Here is a 25,379-nt window from a genome sequence, read left to right as displayed (position 1 = left end):
CGCGTAAGCTAAGCGTGGGAGCGGCGCCAACCTGTAGGAGCGGCCTTGTGCCGCGAAAGGGCCGCAAAGCGGCCCTGGCGATCTTTGCAACAACGCTGAAATCCCGGGGCTGCTGTGCAGCCCTTTCGCGGCACAAGGCCGCTCCTACAGGGCCCAGTGTTGCCTGATGCAGGGCGCCACCTGGCCTTTTCGCAGGCAACAAAAAACCCGCTCGAGGCGGGTTTTTTGCGGGATATGGTCGGAGAGACAGGATTCGAACCTGCGGCCTTCTCGTCCCGAACGAGACGCGCTACCTGGCTGCGCTACACTCCGATGTCCAAAATGCTACTGCATCGCTTTTTTCAACGCAACCCCTTGTTGCAAAAAGGAGTTGCGTCCAAAAGCAATGCTGGATCACAGCTCCTTGACGGTGCGGATCTGGTCCTTGTTGATGCGCGTGCGCTTGCCGTCGAGCTGCTCGAATTCGTAGAAGCCGGAGTCGTCGTCATAGGAAGGGGTGTCCACCGCCTGGATCTCGCGGCCGTCGTTGAGGGTGATGACGGTTGGCGAGGCGCAGCCGGCGAGGGCGCCCAGGCCCAGGGCAAGCAGGAAGGCGGGAAGGGTCCGTTGGATCATCGTGTTTCTCCAGTGCGATGGTGCTAGATGTCATTAAGACGCAGGGCGTCCACGCAAGTTCCTTGCACAGTGCAGCATAGCGCCATCGCGGCGGCATTGACCAAGAACAACGCCGCAGGCGGCCTGTGATATAACAGCGCACATTCCCAGTTACCCTGCGACGGACTCCCATGAAAGCCAAGGCAGATACCCCTTTCGTTGCGCTGAACATCGCCGTGCTGACGGTCAGCGACACCCGCACTTTCGACACCGACACCTCCGGCCAGCTGTTCGTCGATCGCCTGGGCGCCGCCGGCCATCGCCTGGCCGAGCGCGTGCTGCTCAAGGACGACCTGTACAAGATCCGCGCCCAGGTCGCGACCTGGATCGCCGACGACCAGGTGCAGGTGGTGTTGATCACCGGTGGCACCGGCTTCACCGGCCGCGACAGCACCCCGGAAGCCGTGGCGTGCCTGCTGGACAAGCAGGTCGAGGGCTTTGGCGAACTGTTCCGGCAGATCTCGGTGGCCGATATCGGCACCTCCACCGTGCAGTCCCGCGCCCTGGCGGGGCTTGCCAACGGCACCCTGGTCTGCTGCCTGCCGGGTTCGACCAACGCCGTGCGCACCGGTTGGGACGGCATCCTCGCCGAGCAGCTGGACGCCCGTCACCGGCCGTGCAATTTCGTGCCGCACCTGAAGCAGGCGGCGGCCTGTGACAGCCGTGGCTGAGGTGGCCCGGCCCTTGATGCCGGTGGAAGAGGCCCTGGAGCGCCTGCTGGCGCTGGCCGACACGGCGCCCATCGCCGAGACCGAACAGGTAGCGCTGGCCGAGGCCGAAGGGCGGGTCCTGGCCCACGAGCTGGTGGCCGGCCTCGACCTGCCGCCGTGGCCCAACAGCGCCATGGACGGCTACGCCCTGCGCCTGGCCGACTGGCAGGGCGAACCGCTGCGGGTGACCCAGCGCATCTTCGCCGGGCATGCGCCACAGCCGCTGGAGCCTGGCACCTGCGCACGGATCTTCACCGGCGCGCCGCTGCCGGAAGGCGCCGATTGCGTCGAGATGCAGGAAAACACCGAGGTGCTCGAAGACGGCCGGGTGCGCTTTCTCGAGCCCCTGGCGCTGGCGCAGAACGTTCGCCCCAAAGGCCAGGAAACCCGTGTCGGCGAACAGGTGATGAGCGCCGGCACGCGGCTGGGCCCGATCCAGCTCGGCCTGGCCGCGACCCTGGGTTTCGCTACGCTTGAAGTGCGGCGCCGGCCCCGGGTGGCGGTGCTGTCGACCGGCGACGAACTGGTCGAGCCGGGCCTGGCCCTGGGGCCCGGGCAGATCTACAACAGCAACCGACGCCTGCTGGTCAGCTGGCTGCAACGCCTGGGCTGCACGGTGGTCGACGCCGGCATTCTCCCGGACGATCTCGAGCGTACCCGCCAGTGCCTTGGCGGGCTGGGTGATGTCGACCTGATCCTGTCCACCGGCGGCGTGTCGGTGGGCGAAGCCGATTTCCTCGGCCTGGCCCTGCGCGAGGCGGGCGAGCTGGCGCTGTGGAAGCTGGCGATCAAGCCGGGCAAGCCGCTGACCTTCGGCCATTACCAGGGGGTGCCGGTGATCGGCCTGCCGGGCAATCCGGCCTCGACCCTGGTCACCTTCGGCCTGCTGACCCGGCCCTACCTGCTGCGTCGAATGGGCGTGGCCCATGTCGCGCCGTTGCGCTTCAGCGTGCCGGCGGGCTTCGACTGGCCCAAGGCCGGGACGCGCCGCGAGTACCTGAGGGCGCGTATCGAGGAAGGTCGCGTGCGCATCTACAAGAACCAGAGCTCCGGCGTGCTGCGCAGCGCGGCATGGGCCGATGGCGTGGTGGAAGTGCTCGAAGGCACGACGCCGCAACAGGGCGATGCGGTGACGTTCATTCCGTTCAGCGAACTACTTGGCTAGCACGCTACCGGCGGCCGCCGCGCCAGCCGGCGCCAGCTGGGTCAGGCGCATGTGCACGTTCTCCAGCTGCTGGGCGGCGACGCTCCAGTCATGACGCTGGCGGGCGAACTGGCGCCCGGCCTCGCTGAGCTGGCACATGCGCCATGGCTGGTTGAGCAGTTGGGTGACCAGCAGCGCCAGCTGGCCACTGTCGTCGCTGCCCAGGTAGTGCTCGCCGTTGTTCATGGCCAGGCCCGAGGCGCCCTTGCTGGTGGTGATCACCGGCAACCCGGCGGCCATCGCCTCGAGGATCTTCACCTTGGAGCCGCCGGCATGGCGCAGCGGCGCGAAGAACAGCGCCGAGCGCCGTTGCAGTTCGCGCAGGTCGGGGCGATAGCCCACCCACTCGATGCGCGGGTCGTTCCAGTGCAGCTTCCAGCTGGCCGGCAGGGCGTGGCCGGCAATGGCCAGGCGCACCGCCGGGTTGCTCATCCACACCTGGGGCAGGATTTCCTCCAGCGCCCATTCGATGGCCTCCAGGTTGGCGCCGTACTCGAAGTTGCCGACGAACAGCAGGCGCTGGCTGTGCGGCGTGGGGCGCACGTCCTGGTAGTGGTCGCAGTCCACTCCATTGACCACCACGTTCACCGGGCGCCCGCTGATCTGGCCGATCAGCTCGGCGTCGTGGGCGCTGACCGCCACCACCTCGGTGGGCTGGCGCAGTACCCGCTGCTCCCAGCGCCGGTAGCGCCAGCGGTCGAAGGCGTTCAGCGGCCGTAGCCACAGGGGCAGGCGGTCGTGACAGGCGGCGCCCATCACCGACTCCAGGTAGTGCTCGCTGAGCATGTAGGGCAGGCCACGGGCCTGCAAGGCCTTCTCGAACGGCTGGAAGCTGTAGCTGTGCTCGATCTGGATCACGTCCCAGGGTTCGTCCAGCAGTTGCTCGAAGCGGTGCCTCAGGCAGGGCGCCAGGCCATTGATGATGGCCCGCATGGGGTAGTCGATGATGGGCGAGGCCAGCAGGTTCAGCGGGCTGTGCAGTGCGCGCCGGGGCAGCACCACCAGGCGCTCCACCAGGGGTTCCAGGGCCTCGCGCGCCGCGTCGCTCAAGGGTACCTTCGACTGCACCAGCAAGGTGATCCGGTGGCCATGCTGCGCCAGGGCGCGCAGCAGGTGGAATTGCCGGGTCTTGCTGCCGCTGGTGGTGGGCCAGGGCAGGTAGGGCAGGGTCCAGAGTATGCGCATGAGCCCGAATCCTCGCGGTTGGCCGGGTGTCGGCCCTGGATGGCAAAACGCGCCCTCTGGCAGTCAAGCAGGTGCTGCTGCTGCCGGGGCGCGTCCATAGATATCAGTAAAGCGCACGATGTCGTCTTCGCCCAGGTACTCGCCACTCTGCACCTCGATCATCACCAGGTCGATGACGCCGGGATTGGTCAGGCGATGGCTGCGGCCGGGCTTGATGAAGGTCGACTCGTTGGTGTCGAGCAGAAACTCCTCTTCACCGTTGGTCACGCAGGCCATGCCGCTGACCACGATCCAGTGCTCGCTGCGGTGATGGTGCATCTGCAGCGACAGCGATTCGCCGGGGCGGACCATGATGCGCTTGATCTTGAACCGCGGCCCTTCCTCGAGCACGGTGTACAGGCCCCAGGGGCGGGTCACGGTGCGGTGCAGGCGGTAGGCATCGTGGCCCTGGCGCTTGAGTTGCTGGGCGATCACCTTGACCTCCTGGCTGCGCGCGGCATCGGCGATCAGCAGGGCGTCGGGGGTGTCGATGACGATCAGGTTGTCCAGGCCCACCGCGCCTACCAGCCGGCGTGGCGAGTCGATGTAGCAGTTGCTCACGTCGTGCAGCACGGTTTCGCCGTTGCAGTGGTTGCCCTGGCTGTCGGCCGGGCGCAGCTCGCGCACCGCTTCCCAGCTGCCGATGTCGCTCCAGCCGATGGCGCAGGGCACCACGGCCACCTGGGTGGAGGGCTGCATGAGGGCGTAGTCGATGGAGATGTCGGGGGCCAGCGCGAAACTGTCGGCGTCGAGTTCCACCTGCTGGCCGCATGTCCCCTCCTTGAACGGGCTCTGCACCAGGCAGTGGGTCACGTTGTGCAGTACCTCGGGGGCATGGGCCTGCAGCTCCTGCAGCACGGTGCCCGCGCGCAGGCAGAACATGCCGGCGTTCCACAGGTGCCGGCCACCGTCCAGGTAGGCCTGGGCGGTGTCGGCGTCGGGCTTTTCGACGAAGTGGGCGACCCGGTAGCTGTCGCCGTCGAGCGGCTGGCCCAGTTCGACGTAGCCGAAACCGGTTTCGGGGCGGGTCGGCAGCAGGCCGAAGGTGGTCAGCCAGCCTTGTGCGGCCAGGGCCATGGCCCGCTGGACGGCCGCCTCGAAGGCGTCCTGGTCCTGGATCAGGTGGTCGGCGGGCAGTACCAGCAGCAGGCTGTCCTCGCCATGCAGGCGGGCGCAGTGCAGCGCCGCGGCGGCGATGGCCGGGGCGGTGTTGCGCCCGAAGGGTTCGAGGATGAAGTCCAGCGCAATGCGCTGGGTGCCGACCTGGCGATACTCGTCCTGGGTACGGAACACCACTTCGCGGTTGGTCACCGTGAGCACGCGTTCGACGCCGGGCAGGCTGCTGGCGCGGCTGAAGGTCTTCTGCAGCAGGCTCATGCCATCGGGCAGGCGCATGAAGGGCTTTGGCATGGCCTCGCGGGAGACCGGCCACAATCGGGTGCCGGCGCCGCCAGCGATGATGCAGGGGATCAGAACGCTCATAGTCACAGCCTCGAATCAGGGCGCCGGGGGCAGCGCAATGCAAGGAAATCACGACCTGTCAGGCGTCTGGCGGCACAAAGTCAATAAAATGACTTTTCGAGTCGGCTTCGTCCGTGATGGCCAAATATTTGTCAGATGATGCACCTGTGGCGATCAGCTTTCAATGGCAATTGTGTGAAGTGGCGGTTTTTCGGCGTCGTCGGGAGCAATCTGCGTGCGGCAGTGGTCGAGATTGCAGTAGGGCATTTCTATTCGGGGAGAGCGGCATGAGCGAGCGCAAGGCACTGTTGATCCTGCATGGCAAGCAGGCTGGCAACGAAGAGGTGCGAGCTGCGGTGGGCCAACTGCGCGAACGGGGCTGGACCTTGGATGTGCGCCTGACCTGGGAGGGCGGCGACGCCCAGCGCCTGGTCGGCGAAGCCTTGGCGGCGGGCTATGGCCAGGTGGTGGCCGGTGGCGGTGACGGCACCTTGCGCGACGTGGCTGAAGCCATGGGCCTGGCCGCCACCCAGGCCAGCCTGGCGCTGCTGCCACTGGGCACCGCCAACGACTTCGCCAGGGCAGCCGGCGTGCCCCTCGAACCGCAGGCGGCGCTCGACCTGCTGGAGGTGCCGGCGCGGCCGATTGACTTGGGGCGGGTGGGCGACCAGTTGTTCCTGAACATGGCCACCGGGGGCTTCGGCAGCCAGGTCACGGCCAACACCTCGGAAGACCTGAAGAAAGTGCTGGGCGCGGCGGCCTATCTGTTCACCGGCCTGTCACGCTTCAGCGAACTGCAGGCTGCCTCGGTCGAGCTGCAGGGGCCTGGCTTCCAATGGCAGGGCGAGTTGCTGGCGCTGGGCATCGGCAATGGCCGCCAGGCCGGCGGCGGGCACGTGCTGTGCCCGGAGGCAACAGTAGATGACGGCCTGCTGGATATCGGCATCCTGCCGGCGCCGCAGGAGGTAGCGGGGGCCTTGCGCGACCTGCTGGCCGGTGACGGCCTGTTCGTCCGCGCGCGTTTGCCCTGGGTGGAAATCAAGGGCGCCCAGGGGCTGGACATGAATCTCGACGGCGAGCCGCTGCAGGCCGCCAGCCTGCGCTTCGAGGCCATGCCACGAGCGTTGCGCGTGCACCTGCCGACGGACTCGCCGCTGCTCAGTCGTCCAGGCTGATGATCTTCTCGCGTACGGCGAACAGCACCAGCCCCGCCACGTCGTAGATCTGCAGGCGCTTCATGATCTGCGAGCGGTGGGTCTCCACGGTCTTGATCGACAGGCCCAGGCCGGCGGCAATCTCTCGGGTCGACTTGCCGCGCACGATCAGGCGCAGGATCTCCAGCTGGCGACCGGTCAGGTTGTGACCTTCGCTGCTCGGCTGGCGGCCGCTCTGGGCGCGCAGCAGCGCCTGGTTGATGACGGTGTGGGCGATGGCCGGGCTGAGGTAGCGTTCTTCGTTGCGCAGCGCGGTAAGCGCCTGTTCCAGCTCGGTGGCCGTGGTGTCCTTGAGCAGGTAGCCGTGGGCGCCGCTTTCCAGGGCGCGCATGATCATTTCCGGGTCGGTGTGCATCGACAGGATCAGGACCTTGCAGGTGCAACCGTTTGCGCGCAATTGCGTCAGCGCGTCCAGGCCGCTGGTCGAACGCATGGAAATGTCCAGCAGGACGATGTCCGGCGCCAGGCGCAGGACGTGCTCCAGAAGCTGGTCGCCGTCGTCGGCCTCGCCGATCACGGTGTAACCGGGGATGTCCGATACCAGTGCCCTGACGCCTGCGCGAATCAGGGAGTGGTCGTCCACCAGCAGTAATCTACAGGTCATCGGAGGCAGGGGTCCTGGCGCGTTCTTGGCTGCGGGGCGGCCACGGAAAGAGGGCTTCGATCTGGGTGCCCTGGCCGGGCTGGCTGGTGATGGTCAGGCTGCCTTGCAGCGCGGTCACCCGCTCCTGCATGCCGGCCATGCCGCGCTGGCCGTACTCTGCGGGGGACTGGGCCGGTACGAAGCCGCCACCGTCATCGTGGATCGACAGGGCGAGGCCGGCCGAGGTGCGTTGCAGGCGAACCACCAGGTTGCGGGCGTCGGCGTGGCGCAACATGTTGGTGACCGCCTCCTGGGTGATGCGGAAGGCGGCCATGGCCACCTCTTCGCTGATGCCGCCCAGACGCTGCTTGCATTCCAGGCTCCAGTGCACCTCGGTGTTTTCCAGGGTGCGTAGCAGATGCGCGCGCAGGCTCGCCTCCAGGCCCAGGCTGGCCAGCTGGCGCGGGTTGAGAATGGTGGAAACGTCGCGCACGTTGCTCAGGGTCAGGTCCAGGGTACTGCGCAAGGTGCTGCAGTGCTCCTGCAGCTCGGGCGGCACCCGGCGTTGCAGCCAGTCGACCTGAAGCTTGGCGGCAGTCAGCAGCTGGCCGATATCGTCGTGTAGCTCGCGGCTCAGGCGCTGGCGTTCGCTTTCCTGCACCTTGAGCATGCGCGTGGCCAGTTCCGCCGGGCGCAGGCTGATCGAACGCGCCCAGTGGCGCAGGTGCCAGCCGACGCCGATCATCGCCAGCAGTTGCAGCAGCAGCAGGCTGGCCGACAGGGGCTGGGTGCTCAGGTATACCACCAGGTTCGCCGCCAGCGATGCAACGCACAGCAGCGCGGTCGTCCAGCGCAGCAGGGCAACGCTGGAGCGGCAACGCTGGAGAAACTTCAAGCGTGGGAGCATAGATAGGGAAGCCACTGAGTTATAGCGGTTAGGGGCATTGCACACGTCTGACCAGAGGTTTTACCGCCCCGCTTGCAATCAAGTGCGCAATGCGGATCCAATCGCCCGATAACCTGGGCGCGCATGTTCGAATGCGCGCATGTTATCACTTTGATTGAATTTGGTCGCGGGGGGATAACTGCTTGAAACCTCGTATTTTCCGGGCTGTGGCGGGCCTGGTGGTCGAGGGCTTGGCTAGCAGAGTGCCATTATTAAATGATGTTTCCAATGCGCCTGGGGCAACTAATAATCCCGCTGCGCAAAAACATTTGGAAAAACTTGTCCAACTTTGCAAGTTTCACCCTGAGCCGACCTTAGTTGTGACTCAGTTGGCCGCATTAGGGTTTGTACGAAAAGGGCCTGCGCGACGATCATGCTGCGTTGAAAACAGGCTCGGAATGCTCATTTGCACCCAGCAAACTCCGCTTCCTCGCCTGTTTTCGCCTTGCCTGATCGCCGCTCGGCGACTTTTCCTACAAACCCTAGTGTTGCCGGTCGGACGCGTCGATGCCGTTGTCTGCCGTATGAGGGTGGGCGCAGTACACCCCCGTCTGCTGGCAGTCCGCGCACAGCTGCGTGGACGGCTGGCCCAGGGAGGTGGCCAGTTCGCCTAGCAGCAGCCGTTGTTCGTCGGTGTCCATGCCCAGTTGGCCGGTCCGCGGGTCGAGCAGCTCCAGTTGCCAGTCGAGCAGGGTCAGGCAGGCGTCCAGTGCAGGCAGGCTGCTGCCGTGCAGGTGCTGCTGGGCGCAGGTGGGCGCGAGCAGCTTTTGCAGGGCGAACGCATAGTGGGCGACCTCGAGCAGGCCGAGCGCGTCGGCGCGGCGGGCGAGGGTGTCGAGTGCCGTGGTGAGGCTGTGGCAGGCGTCCGGGTCGTTGGCGATCAGTTCCAGGTGCTGCAGGCATTCCTGGGACCTGGCCAGCAGGACCTGCGCATCTTGCAGGAAGGCCGCCACGGCGGCGTTGTGCAGTGGTGTGCTATCCATCATGGCGCCCCGTGGTCAGGGATTGGCCGTACCAAGATGATCGCTCGCAAAAGCCTGACTCCGTTCATGCAGTGAGAATGGCGTCACATTAATGGCTAATGGATATTGCGAACATCAGGTTGCACCCGATTGCTACTAGGGGATTCCCTGATGAGGATTCAGGTGGGTCGTTCGTTGCGAGCGACGGACGCGGTGGGATGTGGCAGCAGTAAAGCATGATGGTAAAGTGATATCAATCACCCGGTGCGGCTTTTTCCATCAGGGGTCAAGCTGCGCGCGCATCCGCCGATACAGGGGGATGCATTCAATTTTTACCGACTCACGCCTGGGGGCTTTCCAATGGCTGGCATTCTCGACACGGTAGACCAACGCACGCAACTGGTGGGTGAGAACCGCCTGGAAATCCTCATGTTCCGCCTGGCCGGCCGACAGTTGTTCGCCATCAACGTGTTCAAGGTCCAGGAGGTGCTGCAGCTGCCCAAGCTGACCCTCATGCCACAGCGTCATTCCTTCGTCTGCGGCGTGGTCAACCTGCGTGGCCAGACGCTGCCGGTGATCGACCTGTCCCAGGCGATCGGCATGCGCCCGCTGCAGCCGGGACCGGACAGCACCATCATCGTCACCGAGTACAACCGTTCGGTGCAGGCGTTCCTGGTGGGCGGCGTCGATCGTATCGTCAACATGAACTGGGAAGCCATCATGCCGCCACCGGCCAGCGCCGGTCGCCAACACTACCTCACGGCGATCACCAAGGTCGACGAGAAGCTGGTGGAGGTCATCGACGTGGAGAAGGTGCTGGCCGAGATCGTGCCGTACAGCGCCAAGGTATCCCGCGACAAGCTGGAAGACCCGGTGCTGGCCCGTGCCCGTGGCCGCGAAGTGCTGCTGGTGGACGACTCCAGCGTGGCCCTGGCGCAGTTGCGCGACACCCTGTCGCAACTGGGGGTGAAGCTGCACGTGGCCAGCGACGGCCTCAAGGCCCTGCGCCTGCTCAAGGGCTGGGCCGACGCCGGGGAGAATGTCTGCGAGAAGCTGCTGATGATCTTCACCGACGCCGAAATGCCCGAGATGGATGGTTACCGGCTGACCACCGAGATCCGCAACGACCCGCGCCTGCGCGGCCTCTACGTGGTGCTGCACACCTCGCTGTCCGGCAGCTTCAACGAATCCATGGTCAAGAAGGTCGGCTGCGACAACTTCCTGTCCAAGTTCCAGCCCGACCGCCTGGTGGATGTGGTGCGTCAGCGTCTGAACATGGATCACGCCTAGGTGTAAGCTTGGCATTTCCACGGATGCCAGGTGAGCAAGGATGTTTCTGAGTGCGTTGTATCGATACCCGGTGAAATCGGGACGGGCCCAGGGCCTGCAGGCGTCCGCGGTCGGCAATCTGGGCCTGGACGGTGACCGCCGCTGGTTGGTGGTGGAGGAGGAGAATGGCCGCTTCCTGACCCAGCGGGCCTGGCCGCGGCTGGGGCAGGTTGGTGCCGATTATGGCGATCAGGGCCAGTTGTTGCTCCAGGCGCCGGGGCAGGCGCCCTTGGAGGTGCCGGTGCCGCCCGCCGACGAGGCGCTGCGCGGCGTCACCATCTGGCGCGACACCTTGCGCGTACCCGATGCCGGCGATGCCGCCGCAGCCTGGCTCAGCGAGCTGCTGGGCAAGGCGGTAAGGCTGGTGCACTGCCCCGAACAGCGGGCCCGCTACCTGCCCAGCGGCTACGGCCTGAACAGTGACCGGGCAGCCTTTCCCGATGGTTTTCCACTGCTGCTGATCGGCCAGGCTTCACTGGATGAGCTGAGCCGTCGGGTGGGGCGCCCCATGGAGATGCTGCGTTTTCGCCCGAACCTGGTGGTCGAGGGGGCCGAGGCTTTTGCCGAGGACCGCTGGAAGCGTATCCGTATCGGCGACATGACCTTTCGCGTGCTCAAGCCGAGCGTGCGCTGCATCCTCACCACCCTTGATCCCGCCACGGGCGAGCGCAGCCCGGACCGTGAGCCGTTGACCACGCTCAAGACGTTCCGCGAGAAGGAGGGGGATGTGCTGTTTGGCCAGAACCTGGCGGTGGATGGCGAGGGGGAGCTGAAGGTGGGTATGGCCGTCCAGGTCCTCGAATAGTGCTATCGCGGGGCAGGCCCGCTCCCACGCACCGTGGGAGCGGGCTTGCCCCGCGATAGGCTCCGATCACATATCGTCGAAATACCGCTCATGCCAATCCACCAGCGGCTGCGGTGAATTGAGCTTCTGCCCGTAGATGACCGAATACGACAGCACGTTCTGCACGTACTGGCGCGTCTCGTCGAACGGAATCGACTCGACCCACACATCGAAGCTCAGGTGCTTGGCGCCCTTGAGCCACTGGCGCACGCGCCCGGGGCCGGCGTTGTAGGCGGCCGAGGCCAGCACGCGGTTGCCGTTGAACTGGCCGTGCACCTGGCTCAGGTAGGCGGCGCCGAGCTGGATGTTCTTGTCCGGGTTGAACACCTGCGCCGGCGAGGCCAGCGGGATACTGAACTTGCGTGCGGTCTCCTTGGCCGTACCCGGCATCAGCTGCATCAGGCCGCTGGCGCCGACGCTGGAGCGGGCGTCCTCCATGAAGGCGCTTTCCTGGCGGGTGATGGCGAACACCCAGCTTGAATGCAGGCCGCGGACCTTGGCTTCGCGCACCAGGGTGTCGCGGTGGGCCATGGGGAAGCGAATGTCCAGGTCGTCCCAGTACTGGGCCTGGCTGATGGTGCGGATGGCCGGGAAGTACCAGCGCATGTCATAGGCCAAGCGGGCCTGGGCGACCATCTCGTCACGGTTGAAGTGGCGGCTGACGTGGTACCACTCGCGGCGTCCCTCGACGATCTGGCCGCGGGCATGGAACTCCAGGGCGCGACGCACGCCCGGGGTATTGCGGACCTTGTTGATCACCGCCTGGCTGAGCGCCAGCGGCTTGTTGTTCAGCTGGTAGGGCGTCTGCGCCCGGTCGGCGGCGAGGAAACCATAGAAGTCGCGCTCGCGGGCGACGGTCTTGTACAGCAGCGGGACCTGCGGGTTGTTCGGCTGCGCCAGCTCCAGGCTGCGCGCCTGCCAGTACTTCCAGCGGTTGCTGCTGGCCAGGTCCTGGGGCAGGCGTTTGGTCAGCTCGTAGGCGTCCTCCCAGCGGCCCAGGCGCAGCAGCAGGCGCAGGCGCCATTCGCTGACGGTGTTGTCGCGCAGCTCGGGGTCGTAGCGGGTCATCAGGTCGAGGGCGCGCGGGTCGTAGCGCCGGGCCAGGGTCAGGCCGATCTCGCGGGCGATGGCGACTTTCTCGTCACGGGAGAAGTGCATGCGCTGGGCGTAGTCGTCGAGCAGCGCCATGGCCTGCTCGGGGTCCTGGCGGGCCAGACGGCGCAGGCCGAGGCTGACCACGTCGGACATGGCCTCGTTGACCGGGGTGAAGCGCGACGGCTGGTTGAGCAGCTCGGGCTTCTGCGCCACATCGATCAGCAGCTTGCCCTGAGGGCCGAGGGTGGTGAGGGTCTTGACCAGGTTGCTGGCCAGGCCGTAGTTGCGTGCCTGGGCCGCCAGCTTGGCGCGCTGCCAGCGCTTGGCCTCGGTCAGCTGGCCTTCGGCCGCCCACATGGAGAACAGGGTATCGCAGGCGGTGGGCTGCGACTTGCCGACGTTCCACAGCTTGTCGGCGGTGGCGAAGCCTTCGGCGCGCAGGCCGTGGGAGAGCTGGTACTGACCGTTGAGGCAGTCCAGTTCGGTGAAGTTGAGCTTGGGGTCGTAGTAGCGGGTGAAGGTGTTCCATTCGCCGCGCTCGGCCAGCCAGCGCAACCAGCGCAGTTTCATCCAGTTGGCCTGGGGCAGGTCGCCGTGGGCCTTGAGGAAGCCCTCGATCTCCTCGTTGCTGGCGCTCTTCAGGCGGGCGGTCAGCTCGTCGTAGGTGAGGTAGGGCGTGAGCGGGTAGTCGCGCAGCGCCTGCGCGTAACGCAGGTAAGGGCCCTTGTCGCCCTTGGCCAGGGCGCGCTTGGCCTCGTCGTAGTACTGACGCTGCTGGGAAATGTCGATGGCCTGTGCGGCGCTCGCGGCGGTGGCGGTGAGCAGCAGGCAGGAAGCAATTTGTAACAGGCGGCTGCGCATGATACGTCCGGGCAGTAGAACCATGGAAAGTGACGGCGGAGCCAGCACTGTTGGGTATTACTGCCTAGCTTAGCCGTTTGCCGGTGGCCGGTGAAAGCACTGTGCTTGTATCGAGTTGTTATCCGATGTCCTGCTGCCGGCGATGGGCTTTTGATGCCGTGAAGGGCCAAGTCGGGTAGAATGCGCGCCCGGTTTTTGGAGATGATCATGACCCTGCTCAAATTCAGCGATGTGTCCCTCGCGTTCGGCGCCATGCCGCTGTTGGACAAAGTGTCCTGGCAGATCGCCCGTGGCGAGCGGGTGTGCATCATCGGCCGCAACGGCACGGGCAAGTCGAGCATGCTGCGCCTTGTCAAGGGCGAGCAGAAGCCCGACGACGGTGATATCTGGCGCGCGCCGGGGCTCAAGATCGGCGAACTGCCACAGGAACTGCCGGTGGCCGACGAGCGCAGCGTCTTTGACGTGGTGGCCGCGGGCCTGGATGGCGTGGGCGAGCTGCTGGCCGAGTACCACCACCTGAGCCAGAACATCCACGGCGACGAGGACCTGGAAAAGCTCATGCACGTCCAGCACGAGCTGGAGGCCCGCGACGGCTGGCGCCTGCAGCAAGTGGTGGAAAGCACCCTGAGCCGCCTGCAGCTACCGGCCGACAAGACCCTGGCCGAGCTCTCCGGCGGCTGGCGCCGTCGCGTGTTGCTGGCCCAGGCACTGGTGTCCGAGCCCGACCTGCTGCTGCTCGACGAGCCGACCAACCACCTGGATATCGGTGCCATCGCCTGGTTGGAAGAAGCCCTTAACGGCTTCAACGGCGCGGTGCTGTTCATCACCCACGACCGTTCCTTCCTGCAGAACCTGGCCACGCGCATCCTCGAGCTGGACCGTGGCGGACTGATCGACTGGAACGGCGACTACGCCAGCTTCCTGGTGCACAAGGAGGCCGAGCTTGCCGCCGAGGCTACCGCCAACGCGCTGTTCGACAAGCGCCTGGCCCAGGAAGAGGTGTGGATCCGCCAGGGTATCAAGGCCCGGCGTACCCGCAACGAAGGCCGTGTACGTGCGTTGAAGGCGTTGCGCGTGGAGCGCGGCGAGCGCCGCGAACGCCAGGGCAAGGCCAACATCCTTATCGAGGTGGCGGACAAGTCCGGCAAGCAGGTGATGGTGCTTGAGGACGTCAGCTTTGCACACAAGGATGGCCCGAAACTGGTCAAGGACTTTTCCATGGTCCTGCAGCGCGAAGACCGCATCGGCCTGCTCGGCGCCAACGGTACCGGCAAGACCACGCTGCTCAAGCTGATGCTCGGTGACCTGGAGCCGACCAGCGGCAAGGTCGAGCGTGGCACCAAGCTTGAAGTGGCCTACTTCGACCAGATGCGTCATCAGCTGGACCTGGAAAAGACCGTCATCGACAACCTGGCCGAAGGTCGCGACTTCATCGAGATCGATGGCCAGAACCGCCACGTGCTGAGCTACCTCGGCGACTTCCTGTTCAGCCCGCAGCGTGCGCGCACGCCGGTCAAGGCGTTGTCCGGTGGCGAGCGTGCGCGCCTGCTGCTGGCCAAGCTGTTCAGCAAGCCCGCCAACCTGCTGGTGCTGGACGAACCGACCAACGACCTCGATGTCGAGACCCTGGAGCTGCTCGAGGAAGTGCTGTCCAACTACAAGGGCACGGTGCTGATGGTCAGCCACGACCGGGCTTTCCTCGACAACGTGGTGACCAGCACCCTGGTGTTCGAGGGTGAGGGGCGCGTGCGCGAGTACGTCGGTGGCTACGAGGACTGGATCCGCCAGGGTGGTTCGCCGAAGCTGCTGGGCGTGACTGAAAGCAAGGGCGGCAAGTCCGAGCTCAACAGCGCGGTGGTCGCCAAGGCGGTTGAAGAGCAAGCGCCTGCGGCCGTCGCCGCGCCCGCTGCCGATGCCAGCAAGAAGAAGCTCAGCTACAAGCTGCAGCGCGAGCTGGAAGCGCTGCCAGGGCAGATCGATGCGCTGGAACAGCAGATGGCCGAGGTGCAGGAAGAGGTCAATGCCTCGAACTTCTACCAGCGTCCGATCGATGAAACCACCGCAGTGCTGGCCAAGCTGGAGAAGCTGCAGGGCGAGCTGGACGTGCTGGTGGAGCGCTGGGCCGAGCTGGAAGGCTGATTTCCTGTCCCGGCCTCTTCGCGGGTAAACCCGCTCCCACAGAGTTACCACTGCCTCAGGAGCGGTGACCAGCCTGTGGGAGCGGGTTTACCCGCGAAGAGGCCGGAGCAGGTTGACTTATTCTTTCTTCTGCAGCCTTACCGCCAGTACATCGCACGGCGCGCCGTGCAGCACGTCATTGGCGGTGGAGCCCAGCAGCAGCGCCAGGCCATGGCGGCCATGGCTGCCGACCACGATCAGGTCGCAGGCTTGTTTCTTGGCAAGTTCATGGATCTCCTGGCGCGGCTGGCCATAGACCAGGTGCGAATCGCCTCGCTGGATGTCCGGGTACTTGTTGAACAGGCGTTCCATGCGCTCCTTGGCCTGGTCGAACTGTTGCTGCTGCAACTGCGAAAGGTCCATCGGCACGTCGCCGCCGAAGGCCATGGCCATGGGTTCGACGATATGCACCAGGGATACCTTGGCGCCGCTGGCCAGGGCGATGGTCTTGGCCCGCTTGATCACCGGGTCGCATTCTTCGGTCAGGTCGACGGCGACCAGAAGATGTTCGTAGGACATGTGCAGTACTCCTGACAATCGCGATAGTAGAAGTATGGTCGCTTTCGGGCCGGGCGTTCGTGAAACCTGGATAACCCGCTCATTTGCAACGCTTTATAAGGTCTACAGATATGACGGTATGGCTGGTGGTGTCAATCCTTGCGCTGATGCTCAGCCCGCTGGCCTGGCTGCGCCAGTCGCGCAAGCAGGGTGAGCAGATGAGCCTGCGCCTTGAAGGGCGGCGCATGGGCCTGGCCATGCAGCTGGCGCCGCAGCAGTGGCCGCACTGGCTGGAAAAGGAGCCGCCCAGCCCCTGTCCGCAATACCATCGGGCGCGGCGCAAGGGCCGCGAGGACTGCTGGTGCTACTGGCAGATCAGCCCAGGCGTGTGGTGGAACCAGTGGCGCGAACCCTGCGAGGACCCGCGCCTGGCCGAGGTCTTCGCCCGCCTGCCGGAAACCGTCTACAAGGTCGAGGCCGACCGGCGCATGATCGCCCTGTACTGGAGCGAGCGGGGCGATAAATCTGTTTTGCAGGATATTGCCCAGGCCCTCGATACCCTCGCCTGAACCTGACCAACGCAAAACGGCGCGCAGGAGCAATCATGCTCTTGCGCGCCGTTTTGCGTTCTGCAGCGCAGAAAAAGGCCAGGCAGGCCGGAAACACTTTCATGCAGACCCAGTGTAGCCATGGTTGGCGGATGCGTTTAGAAAAAAGCGCCGTCCGCGGTCGGTGATGGTCTATCGCTGACATGAATGGTCGGCGATCACTGTCATCATGTTTCGTACCCGGCGGGTAGAAGATGACTGGAAAGTCGCGTTTTCACGGTGTTCGCGAGCATTTGACAACGCCGTTCATTTCGGAGAATGTGTGCACACCCAAGTCAAACGGGCGTATGAATTGAGCGTTTGTATGTCAGACGGCTCTTACAGAATCCCGATTAGCGCGTCGACGGGTGTGCCTGGGGCGAGGGACCGGTAGACCGGCTCTTGCGCCAGCGTTCGACGTGTACTGTTCAGCTTCCATATCGTGGAGATCAGTTGATGATTTACGAAGGTAAAGCCATCACGGTTAAGGCTCTTGAAAGCGGCATCGTCGAACTGAAGTTCGACCTCAAGGGTGAGTCCGTCAACAAGTTCAACCGTCTCACTCTGAACGAGCTGCGTCAGGCCGTGGACGTGATCAAGGGCGATGCCTCGATCAAGGGCGTGATCGTCAGCAGCGGCAAGGACGTGTTCATCGTCGGCGCCGACATCACCGAATTCGTCGACAACTTCAAGCTGCCCGAGGCCGAACTGGTCGCCGGCAACCTGGAAGCCAACCGCATTTTCAATGACTTCGAAGACCTGCAGGTGCCGACTGTCGTCGCCATCAACGGCATCGCCCTGGGTGGCGGCCTGGAGATGTGCCTGGCCGCCGATTACCGGGTCATGTCCAGCAGCGCCAAGATCGGCCTGCCGGAAGTCAAGCTGGGCATCTACCCAGGCTTCGGCGGCACCGTGCGCCTGCCGCGCCTGATCGGCTCGGACAACGCCATCGAGTGGATCGCCTCGGGCAAGGAAAACCGTGCCGAGGACGCCCTGAAGGTCGGCGCCGTCGACGCCGTGGTGGCGCCCGAGCTGCTGCAGGCCGGTGCCCTGGACCTGATCAAGCGCGCCATCAGCGGCGAGCTGGACCACAAGGCCAAGCGCCAGCCCAAGCTGGAAAAACTCAAGCTCAACGCCATCGAGCAGATGATGGCGTTCGAGACCGCCAAGGGCTTCGTCGCCGGCCAGGCCGGCCCGAACTACCCGGCGCCGGTCGAGGCCATCAAGACCATCCAGAAGGCGGCCAACTTCGGCCGTGACAAGGCCCTGGAAGTCGAGGCCGCAGGCTTCGCCAAGCTGGCCAAGACTTCGGTCGCCGAGAGCCTGATCGGCCTGTTCCTGAACGACCAGGAGCTCAAGCGCAAGGCCAAGGCCCACGACGAGATCGCCCACGACGTGAAGCAGGCCGCCGTGCTCGGCGCCGGCATCATGGGTGGCGGCATCGCCTACCAGTCGGCGGTCAAGGGCACGCCGATCCTGATGAAGGACATCCGCGAGGAAGCCATCCAGCTGGGCCTGAACGAGGCCTCCAAGCTGCTCGGCAAGCGCGTCGAGAAGGGTCGCCTGACCCCGGCGAAGATGGCCGAGGCGCTCAACGCCATTCGTCCGACCCTGTCCTACGGCGATTTCGCCAACGTCGACATCGTCGTCGAGGCCGTGGTCGAGAACCCGAAGGTCAAGCAAGCGGTACTGGCTGAAGTGGAAGGCCAGGTGAAGGAAGATGCCATCCTGGCCTCCAACACCTCGACCATCTCCATCAACCTGCTGGCCAAGGCGCTCAAGCGTCCGGAAAACTTCGTCGGCATGCACTTCTTCAACCCGGTGCACATGATGCCGCTGGTCGAAGTCATCCGCGGCGAGAAGTCCAGCGAAGTCGCGGTCGCGACTACCGTTGCCTACGCCAAGAAGATGGGCAAGAACCCGATCGTGGTCAACGACTGCCCGGGCTTCCTGGTCAACCGCGTGCTGTTCCCGTACTTCGGCGGTTTCGCCAAGCTGGTCAGCGCCGGCGTCGACTTCGTGCGCATCGACAAAGTCATGGAGAAGTTCGGCTGGCCGATGGGCCCGGCCTACCTGATGGACGTGGTCGGCATCGACACCGGCCACCACGGCCGCGACGTGATGGCCGAGGGCTTCCCGGACCGCATGAAGGACGACCGTCGCTCCGCCGTCGACGCCCTCTACGAGGCCAACCGCCTGGGCCAGAAGAACGGCAAGGGCTTCTACGCCTACGAGACCGACAAGCGCGGCAAGCCGAAGAAAGTCGCCGACGCCAGCGTGCTCGACGTGCTCAAACCAGTGATCTTCGAGCAGCGTGAAGTCAGCGACGAGGACATCATCAACTGGATGATGGTGCCACTGTGCCTGGAGACCGTGCGCTGCCTGGAAGACGGCATCGTCGAGACCGCCGCCGAAGCCGACATGGGCCTGGTCTACGGCATCGGTTTCCCTCCCTTCCGTGGTGGCGCGCTGCGCTACATCGATTCGATCGGGGTCGCCGAGTTCGTCGCACTGGCCGACAAGTACGCCGACCTGGGGCCGCTGTACCACCCCACTGCGAAGCTGCGCGAAATGGCCAAGAACGGCCAGCGCTTCTTCAACTGAGCGCCCAACGAGCTAGAGCGAGAATATTGATATGAGCCTGAATCCAAGAGACGTGGTGATTGTCGACTTCGGTCGCACGCCGATGGGCCGTTCCAAGGGTGGCATGCACCGCAACACCCGTGCCGAGGACATGTCCGCGCACCTGATCAGCAAGCTGCTGGAGCGCAACGACAAGGTCGATCCGAAGGAAGTCGAGGACGTGATCTGGGGCTGCGTCAACCAGACCCTGGAGCAGGGCTGGAACATCGCCCGCATGGCTTCGCTGATGACCCAGATCCCGCACACCTCCGCCGCCCAGACCGTCAGCCGCCTGTGCGGATCGTCGATGAGCGCGCTGCACACCGCCGCCCAGGCGATCATGACCGGCAACGGTGATGTGTTCGTGGTCGGTGGTGTCGAGCACATGGGGCACGTCAGCATGATGCACGGCGTCGACCCCAACCCGCACATGTCCTTGCACGCCGCCAAGGCTTCCGGGATGATGGGCCTGACCGCCGAGATGCTCGGCAAGATGCACGGCATCACCCGTGAGCAACAGGATCTGTTCGGCCTGCGTTCGCACCAGCTCGCCCACAAGGCGACGGTCGAGGGCAAGTTCAAGGACGAGATCATCCCGATGCAGGGTTACGACGAGAACGGCTTCCTGAAGGTCTTCGACTACGACGAGACCATTCGCCCGGAAACCACCCTCGAAGGCCTGGCGTCGCTCAAGCCGGCGTTCAACCCCAAAGGTGGCACCGTCACCGCAGGTACCTCCTCGCAGATCACCGACGGCGCCTCGTGCATGATCGTCATGTCCGGCCAGCGCGCCATGGACCTGGGGATCCAGCCACTGGCGGTGATCCGCTCGATGGCGGTGGCCGGTGTCGACCCTGCGATCATGGGCTACGGCCCGGTTCCGGCGACGCAGAAAGCCCTCAAGCGCGCTGGCCTGACCATCGCCGACATCGACTTCTTCGAGCTCAACGAAGCCTTCGCCGCACAGGCCCTGCCGGTGCTGAAGGACCTGAAAGTGCTCGACAAGATGGATGAGAAGGTTAACCTGCACGGCGGCGCCATCGCCCTGGGCCACCCGTTCGGTTGCTCCGGTGCGCGGATCTCCGGCACCCTGCTCAACGTCATGAAGCAGAATGGCGGTACCCTGGGCGTCGCCACCATGTGTGTCGGCCTGGGCCAAGGCATCACCACTGTCTTCGAACGCGTCTGATCGCGTCGCGGGACAGCAGCCGGGGCCATGTGCCCCGGTTTTTGTTTTTTACAGGATTTGTTCAAGAGGGCGAGTGACATGCAGATACAACCTGGTGTGTACCGGCATTACAAAGGCCCTGAATACCGCGTGTTCAGCGCGGCGCGGCATTCCGAGAGCGAAGAGTGGATGGTCTTCTACCAGTGCCTGTATGGTGACTACAGCTTCTGGGTCAGGCCACTTTCGATGTTCCAGGAGTCCGTCGAGGTTGACGGCGAGCAGGTGCCACGCTTTGCTTTGGTCAAGGCCGAAGAGGGGCTGGGCGAGCGGCTTGGCAAGGCGCACGAGTGATCGACCACGCTTGACCTCACTCTTTTGCCACTATATATAGCGGTGCCGCGTCCGGCACCTGACGCGTTTTTCATCTTCAGATTCAGGAATACTCCGATCCATGGGCAAATCGCTGGTCATTGTGGAATCCCCGGCCAAGGCCAAGACCATCAACAAGTACCTGGGCAGCCAGTACGTGGTGAAGTCGAGTATCGGCCACATCCGTGACCTTCCCACCAGCGGTTCCGCCAGTGCGAGCAAGGAACCGGCGGCCAAGCGCGGCAAGGCCGCGGCCGAGGCTCCGGCCTTGTCGCCGAAGGAGAAGGCGCGCCGCACCCTGGTCGCGCGCATGGGTGTCGACCCGGAGGCGGGCTGGAAGGCCAAGTACGAGATCCTTCCCGGCAAGGAGAAGGTGATCGAGGAGCTGCGCCGCCTGGCCAAGGATGCCGACACCATCTATCTCGCAACCGACTTGGATCGCGAGGGGGAAGCCATTGCCTGGCACCTGCGCGAAGCCATCGGTGGTGACGACAGCCGCTACAAGCGCGTGGTGTTCAACGAGATCACCAAAAAGGCGATCCAGGAAGCCTTCTCCCAGCCGGGCGAGCTCGATATCGACCGGGTCAACGCCCAGCAGGCGCGGCGCTTCCTCGACCGCGTGGTCGGCTACATGGTCTCGCCGCTGTTGTGGGCCAAGATCGCCCGCGGCCTGTCCGCCGGCCGCGTGCAGTCGGTGGCGGTGAAGCTGGTGGTCGAGCGTGAGCGCGAGATCCGCGCGTTCAACCCGGAAGAGTACTGGGAAGTCCACGCCGACCTGGGCACCGCCAAGAACGCCAAGGTGCGTTTCGAGGTGGCCCGCGAGAAGGGCGAGGCCTTCAAGCCGCTCAACGAAGCCCAGGCCATGGCCGCGCTGGAAAAGCTCAAGGCCTCCAGCTACAGCGTGAGCAAGCGCGAGGACCGGCCGACCAGCAGCAAGCCGTCGGCGCCGTTCATCACCTCCACCCTGCAGCAGGCCGCGAGCAACCGCCTGGGCTTCGGGGTGAAGAAGACCATGATGATGGCCCAGCGTCTGTACGAAGCCGGCTACATCACCTACATGCGTACCGACTCGACCAACCTGTCGACCGACGCCGTCGAGATGGCCCGCAGCTACATCGAGAAAGAATTCGGCAAGCAATACCTGCCCGCCGCGCCGATCGTCTACGGCAGCAAGGAAGGCGCCCAGGAGGCGCACGAGGCGATTCGTCCGTCGGACGTGAACACCCATCCGACCAAACTCAGCGGCATGGAGCGTGACGCCGAGCGCCTGTACGAGCTGATCTGGCGCCAGTTCCTGGCCTGCCAGATGCCGCCGGCGCAATACCTGTCCACCAGCGTCACCGTGGTGGCCGGCGAGTTCGAGCTGCGTGCCAAGGGCCGCATCCTCAAGTTCGACGGTTACACCCGCGTCCTGCCGCAACAGAGCAAGCCGGGCGAGGACGACGTGCTGCCGGAAATGGCCCAGGGCGAGGCGCTCAAGCTGATCCAGCTCGACCCCAGCCAGCACTTCACCAAGCCGCCGGCGCGCTTCACCGAAGCGAGCCTGGTCAAGGAAATGGAAAAGCGCGGCATCGGCCGTCCATCGACCTATGCGGCGATCATCTCGACCATCCAGGATCGCGGTTATGTGACACTGCACAACCGCCGGTTCTACTCCGAGAAGATGGGCGACATCGTCACCGAGCGCCTGTCCGAGAGCTTTGCCAACCTGATGGACTACGGCTTCACCGCCGGCATGGAAGAGAACCTCGACGATGTGGCCCAGGGCGAGCGTGACTGGAAAAACGTCCTCGACGAGTTCTATGGCGACTTCAGCAAGAAGCTGCAGACCGCCGAGTCCAGCGAGCACGGCATGCGCGCCAACCAGCCGACCCTGACCAACATCGCCTGCAAGGAATGCGGCCGGCCGATGATGATCCGTACCGCCTCCACCGGCGTGTTCCTCGGCTGCTCGGGCTACAGCCTGCCGCCGAAGGAGCGCTGCAAGGCCACGGTCAACCTGGTGCCGGGCGACGAGATCGCCGCCGACGACGAAGGTGAGTCCGAGTCGCTGGTGTTGCGCGGCAAGCACCGCTGCCCGATCTGCTCGACGGCGATGGACGCCTACCTGCTCGACGAGAAGCGCAAGCTGCACATCTGTGGCAACAACCCGGATTGCGCTGGCTACGAGATCGAGGAGGGCAGCTACCGCATCAAGGGCTACGAAGGCCCGAGCCTGGAATGCGACAAGTGCGGCAGCGAGATGCAGCTCAAGACCGGCCGTTTCGGCAAGTTCTTCGGCTGCACCAACCCCACCTGCAAGAACACCCGCAAGTTGCTCAAGAGCGGCGAGGCAGCGCCGCCGAAGATGGACAAGGTGGACATGCCGGAGCTCAAGTGCGAAAAGGTCGACGACACCTATGTGCTGCGCGACGGCGCCTCGGGCCTGTTCCTGGCCGCCAGCCAGTTCCCGAAGAACCGTGAAACCCGCGCGCCACTGGTGCTGGAGATCGTCCCGCACAAGCACGAGATCGATCCGAAGTACCACTTCCTCTGCGAAGCGCCGCAGAAGGACCCGGACGGTCGCCCGACGGTGATTCGCTACAGCCGCAAGACCAAGGAGCAGTACGTGCAATCCGAGGTCGACGGCAAGCCGACCGGCTGGAAGGCGTTCTACGACGGCAAGGCGTGGAAGGTCGAAGACAAGCGCTGATCTGAGTCTCAGGCTCATCGCGGGGCAAGTCGCATCGGCGCACCGCCGCTCCCACGAGGTTCTGCTTGGACCTCGTGGGAGCGGGCTTGCCCCGCGATCGTTTGTGCTTGCGGTAACGCTTGGCAGCCCCGAAACTGCGATATCGCCTTGCTGCCCATGGGAGGTCATGGAAAATGGCCCAGGAACTCTACACCCGCACCAACCAGAAACTGTTCTTCGCCGGCCTTGCCCTGGAATCCATGGCCAAGGCCGCCGACAGCCAGGCCATGAACGCCCAGGGCCTGCTCCAGGCCGAGCGCGAATCGGCGCTGTTCCACCTGTATGGCGCGCTGCTGGGGCTGTGTCACGAGATCGCCGGTTTCTACCGCTTGCCCCAGGCCTCGGCGTCACGGGCCGAGCTGCTGTTCAGCGACGAGGTGCTGCAGAGCGTGGCGATACCGGAAATGGCCGAGTTGCTGGAGCTGGCCCGTCAGCCGGAAACCTGGCTGGCGCGCCTGCTGGCCGCTTATGCCGATTTGTTCCGACCGCCGGTCGCGAAGAAAGCCGTGAAGGGCGACGTCACCCAGCCGCTGATCCAGGCCGTCAATCTGGACGAGCCCGAGCCGGCCGAGCTTTCCCGCGAGGAGCTTGAAGCCTGGCGGCAGAACCTGAAAAGCCTGGTGAGACGATTCCGCGAAGCGCTGAGTGAGTGCTGACCGCCGCCATGGCTGGTACACTGATGGCCTTTCGTGAAAAGTAGGCCCTTTATGTCAACGTCCTTTCTAGAAATTGTCGAGTTGCCTGATGGCCGGATCGAGCTGCGCCGTGCCGAGGATGAAGGCTCCCTGGTGACCTTGGATTTCTCCGAGGATGCCAAGGCATTCCTGCAAGGACAGCATGTGGAAGTGGCCAAGGCCATGCTCAGCGTCGGCGTGCAGATGGCCGGCCGCCTCGTCGAGGGTGACTTCGAGCGTGAAGAGGGGCCGCGCGTCCTTCACTGAGGCAGGTTACCTGCCCAGGGTTTCAAGCGTTTGACAGGCAAAGCCTGAACATCAGCCGAGGCGGATGTTCAGGCTTTGTGCGTTTCCGCTGGCGGCGGCGCGCTGCAGCTGTTGGCGAGCGCTGCCGTTGAGGGTGCCCAGCCAGCTGACCACGGTGTGGCTATGGCCCAGGCGCAGCGCTTCGCAGGCCAGTTGCAGGGCGGTCTGGTTGCCACCGGGTTGCAGCAGCAGGATACGTTCACGGTTGAGACCTGCATCGCGCAACCAGGCCTGGGTGAGGCTGCCGGGCGGGGCGATGAGCGTCAGCCAGCGGCTGTCGTCTTCTTCGCTGAGTTCGCGCAGGACCGGCGCCAGCAGGCTCTGGCAATGCCCGGGCGCGCCGCGCAGGGCCAGTTCGCTGAACAGCTCGGGCTGGCTGCTCTTGCGCGCTGCCGGAGCGGGCTTGAGGCCGGGTAGCACCGGCTGGGCGAGAAAGGCCTCGAACAGCGGCAGCTGGGCTTGCTGGGGTGCATGGGTGAACGGCTGCATGACGCCTCCTGGTTCAGCGGCGCAGGACGCCGACGCTCAAGCCCTCGATCACCAGCTCCTGTTCCTTCAGGTCGACTTCGATGGGGGCGAATTCGGGGTTTTCGGCGATCAGCCAGACCTTGCTGCCTTCGCGCTTGAAGCGCTTGACGGTCACTTCGTCGCCGATGCGGGCCACCACCACCTGGCCGTTGCGGGCTTCGCGGGTGGTGTGCACGGCCAGCAGGTCGCCGTCGAAGATGCCGATGTCCTTCATGCTCATGCCGTGCACGCGCAACAGGTAGTCGGCGCGGGGATGGAAGAAGGCCGGGTTGATGTTGCAGGATTCCTCGATGTGTTGCTCGGCGAGGATCGGCGCGCCGGCGGCGACCCGGCCGATGATGGGCAGGCCGCTGTCGTCGCTTTTCGGCTCCAGGCCGGGAATGCGGATGCCGCGGGAGGCGCCGGGGGTCATCTCGATGGCACCCTTGCGGGCCAGGGCCTTCAGGTGTTCCTCGGCGGCGTTGGGCGACTTGAAGCCCAGCTCCTGGGCGATCTCGGCGCGGGTCGGCGGGAAGCCGTTGTCTTCGAGGCAGCGCTTGATGAAGGCCAGAATCTCGGCTTGGCGTGGCGTCAGTTTCAGCATGGGCGAGGGCTCTGTCTTTTTATACAGTGACTGGAATTATATACAGTG

Annotated in this window: 23 protein-coding genes and 1 tRNA gene; 13 read left to right on the top strand and 11 right to left on the bottom strand. The window is 65.0% G+C overall.

Annotation, left to right across the window (positions count from 1 at the left end; translation table 11 throughout):
- Window positions 1-235: 235 nt before the first annotated feature.
- Window positions 236-312, bottom strand: a tRNA-Pro gene (locus VUG52_RS19025).
- Window positions 313-393: 81 nt separating this feature from the next.
- Entirely contained in the window at window positions 394-615 is a 222-nt protein-coding gene (locus VUG52_RS19020) for a YgdI/YgdR family lipoprotein (protein WP_023632528.1), read from the bottom strand.
- Between the two features lie 170 nt (window positions 616-785).
- On the opposite strand from VUG52_RS19020, the gene moaB reads away from it, so the two are divergent.
- Complete coding sequence (gene moaB, locus VUG52_RS19015) at window positions 786-1,325, top strand: molybdenum cofactor biosynthesis protein B (RefSeq protein ID WP_028692756.1); 540 nt, start codon at window positions 786-788, stop codon at window positions 1,323-1,325.
- Between the two features lie 16 nt (window positions 1,326-1,341).
- Window positions 1,342-2,529 carry a molybdopterin molybdotransferase MoeA gene (locus VUG52_RS19010; RefSeq protein ID WP_050704816.1) on the top strand — a complete coding sequence of 396 codons (1,188 nt, stop codon included), beginning with the start codon at window positions 1,342-1,344 and terminating at the stop codon, window positions 2,527-2,529.
- Here the strand turns inward: VUG52_RS19010 and VUG52_RS19005 are convergent.
- Complete coding sequence (locus VUG52_RS19005) at window positions 2,518-3,753, bottom strand: glycosyltransferase family 4 protein (RefSeq protein ID WP_050704817.1); 1,236 nt, start codon at window positions 3,751-3,753, stop codon at window positions 2,518-2,520. The two genes, VUG52_RS19010 and VUG52_RS19005, sit on opposite strands and share 12 nt — an antisense overlap.
- A 63-nt stretch (window positions 3,754-3,816) precedes the next feature.
- Window positions 3,817-5,274, bottom strand: a complete 1,458-nt coding sequence (locus tag VUG52_RS19000; protein ID WP_050704818.1) for a mannose-1-phosphate guanylyltransferase/mannose-6-phosphate isomerase — start codon at window positions 5,272-5,274, stop codon at window positions 3,817-3,819.
- Window positions 5,275-5,540: 266 nt separating this feature from the next.
- Between VUG52_RS19000 and yegS the strand changes: the two genes are divergently transcribed.
- Window positions 5,541-6,428, top strand: a complete 888-nt coding sequence (gene yegS, locus VUG52_RS18995) for a lipid kinase YegS (RefSeq protein WP_050704819.1) — start codon at window positions 5,541-5,543, stop codon at window positions 6,426-6,428.
- Here the strand turns inward: yegS and VUG52_RS18990 are convergent.
- The 3 genes from VUG52_RS18990 to VUG52_RS18980 all read right to left on the bottom strand — a co-directional run bounded on the left by VUG52_RS18990 (window position 6,412) and on the right by VUG52_RS18980 (window position 8,979).
- On the bottom strand, window positions 6,412-7,071 hold the full coding sequence (locus VUG52_RS18990) for a response regulator (protein WP_050704820.1): 660 nt from the start codon (window positions 7,069-7,071) through the stop codon (window positions 6,412-6,414). The genes yegS and VUG52_RS18990 overlap by 17 nt on opposite strands.
- Window positions 7,061-7,957, bottom strand: a complete 897-nt coding sequence (locus VUG52_RS18985) for a sensor histidine kinase (RefSeq protein ID WP_050704821.1) — start codon at window positions 7,955-7,957, stop codon at window positions 7,061-7,063. Before VUG52_RS18985 ends, VUG52_RS18990 begins: the two co-directional genes overlap by 11 nt.
- A 521-nt stretch (window positions 7,958-8,478) precedes the next feature.
- A complete protein-coding gene (locus VUG52_RS18980) occupies window positions 8,479-8,979 on the bottom strand; it encodes a hypothetical protein (RefSeq protein WP_050704822.1) in 501 nt (166 codons plus the stop codon).
- 339 nt (window positions 8,980-9,318) lie between these two features.
- On the opposite strand from VUG52_RS18980, the gene VUG52_RS18975 reads away from it, so the two are divergent.
- On the top strand, window positions 9,319-10,248 hold the full coding sequence (locus VUG52_RS18975) for a chemotaxis protein CheV (RefSeq protein WP_050704823.1): 930 nt from the start codon (window positions 9,319-9,321) through the stop codon (window positions 10,246-10,248).
- Between the two features lie 40 nt (window positions 10,249-10,288).
- Window positions 10,289-11,092: an MOSC domain-containing protein gene (locus VUG52_RS18970; protein ID WP_050704824.1), complete on the top strand. Its 804-nt coding sequence runs from the start codon at window positions 10,289-10,291 to the stop codon at window positions 11,090-11,092.
- A gap of 66 nt (window positions 11,093-11,158) precedes the next feature.
- Here the strand turns inward: VUG52_RS18970 and VUG52_RS18965 are convergent, their stop codons facing one another.
- Window positions 11,159-13,087 (bottom strand): transglycosylase SLT domain-containing protein, encoded by a 1,929-nt coding sequence (locus VUG52_RS18965; RefSeq protein ID WP_050704825.1) that lies wholly within the window; start codon window positions 13,085-13,087, stop codon window positions 11,159-11,161.
- Window positions 13,088-13,294: 207 nt separating this feature from the next.
- Here VUG52_RS18965 and VUG52_RS18960 point away from each other — a divergent pair, with 207 nt between their 5' ends.
- Window positions 13,295-15,226: an ATP-binding cassette domain-containing protein gene (locus VUG52_RS18960; RefSeq protein WP_050704847.1), complete on the top strand. Its 1,932-nt coding sequence runs from the start codon at window positions 13,295-13,297 to the stop codon at window positions 15,224-15,226.
- A 117-nt stretch (window positions 15,227-15,343) separates the two neighbouring features.
- Here the strand turns inward: VUG52_RS18960 and VUG52_RS18955 are convergent, their stop codons facing one another.
- Entirely contained in the window at window positions 15,344-15,784 is a 441-nt protein-coding gene (locus VUG52_RS18955; protein WP_050704826.1) for a universal stress protein, read from the bottom strand.
- Window positions 15,785-15,894: 110 nt separating this feature from the next.
- Between VUG52_RS18955 and VUG52_RS18950 the strand changes: the two genes are divergently transcribed.
- The 7 genes from VUG52_RS18950 (at window position 15,895) to VUG52_RS18920 (ending at window position 24,181) form a co-directional block, all read left to right on the top strand.
- Complete coding sequence (locus VUG52_RS18950; RefSeq protein ID WP_050704827.1) at window positions 15,895-16,332, top strand: hypothetical protein; 438 nt, start codon at window positions 15,895-15,897, stop codon at window positions 16,330-16,332.
- A 474-nt stretch (window positions 16,333-16,806) separates the two neighbouring features.
- Window positions 16,807-18,954 (top strand): fatty acid oxidation complex subunit alpha FadB, encoded by a 2,148-nt coding sequence (fadB, locus tag VUG52_RS18945; RefSeq protein ID WP_050704828.1) that lies wholly within the window; start codon window positions 16,807-16,809, stop codon window positions 18,952-18,954.
- Between the two features lie 31 nt (window positions 18,955-18,985).
- The gene (gene fadA / locus VUG52_RS18940) at window positions 18,986-20,161 is read left to right on the top strand and encodes an acetyl-CoA C-acyltransferase FadA (RefSeq protein ID WP_050704829.1); all 1,176 of its coding nucleotides are present in this window, start codon (window positions 18,986-18,988) and stop codon (window positions 20,159-20,161) included.
- A gap of 78 nt (window positions 20,162-20,239) precedes the next feature.
- A complete protein-coding gene (locus VUG52_RS18935) occupies window positions 20,240-20,491 on the top strand; it encodes a DUF1653 domain-containing protein (protein WP_050704830.1) in 252 nt (83 codons plus the stop codon).
- Window positions 20,492-20,591: 100 nt separating this feature from the next.
- Window positions 20,592-23,201: a type I DNA topoisomerase gene (gene topA / locus VUG52_RS18930; RefSeq protein ID WP_050704831.1), complete on the top strand. Its 2,610-nt coding sequence runs from the start codon at window positions 20,592-20,594 to the stop codon at window positions 23,199-23,201.
- Window positions 23,202-23,374: 173 nt separating this feature from the next.
- A complete protein-coding gene (locus VUG52_RS18925; RefSeq protein ID WP_050704832.1) occupies window positions 23,375-23,896 on the top strand; it encodes a DUF6586 family protein in 522 nt (173 codons plus the stop codon).
- Between the two features lie 51 nt (window positions 23,897-23,947).
- Complete coding sequence (locus VUG52_RS18920) at window positions 23,948-24,181, top strand: hypothetical protein (protein WP_023630868.1); 234 nt, start codon at window positions 23,948-23,950, stop codon at window positions 24,179-24,181.
- A gap of 51 nt (window positions 24,182-24,232) precedes the next feature.
- Here VUG52_RS18920 and sulA read toward each other — a convergent pair whose 3' ends face one another.
- Window positions 24,233-24,709 carry an SOS-induced cell division inhibitor SulA gene (gene sulA / locus VUG52_RS18915; RefSeq protein WP_050704833.1) on the bottom strand — a complete coding sequence of 159 codons (477 nt, stop codon included), beginning with the start codon at window positions 24,707-24,709 and terminating at the stop codon, window positions 24,233-24,235.
- 13 nt (window positions 24,710-24,722) lie between these two features.
- Window positions 24,723-25,331, bottom strand: coding sequence for a transcriptional repressor LexA (lexA, locus tag VUG52_RS18910; protein WP_050704834.1), 609 nt, complete (start codon window positions 25,329-25,331; stop codon window positions 24,723-24,725).
- Window positions 25,332-25,379 lie beyond the last annotated feature (48 nt).

This window comes from Pseudomonas sp. LH21, assembly GCF_036549575.1.
In the GTDB taxonomy this organism is placed as follows: domain Bacteria; phylum Pseudomonadota; class Gammaproteobacteria; order Pseudomonadales; family Pseudomonadaceae; genus Aquipseudomonas; species Aquipseudomonas peradeniyensis.
Note: the sequence above shows the minus strand (reverse complement) of the source record. Positions and strands in the feature narration are given on the sequence as shown.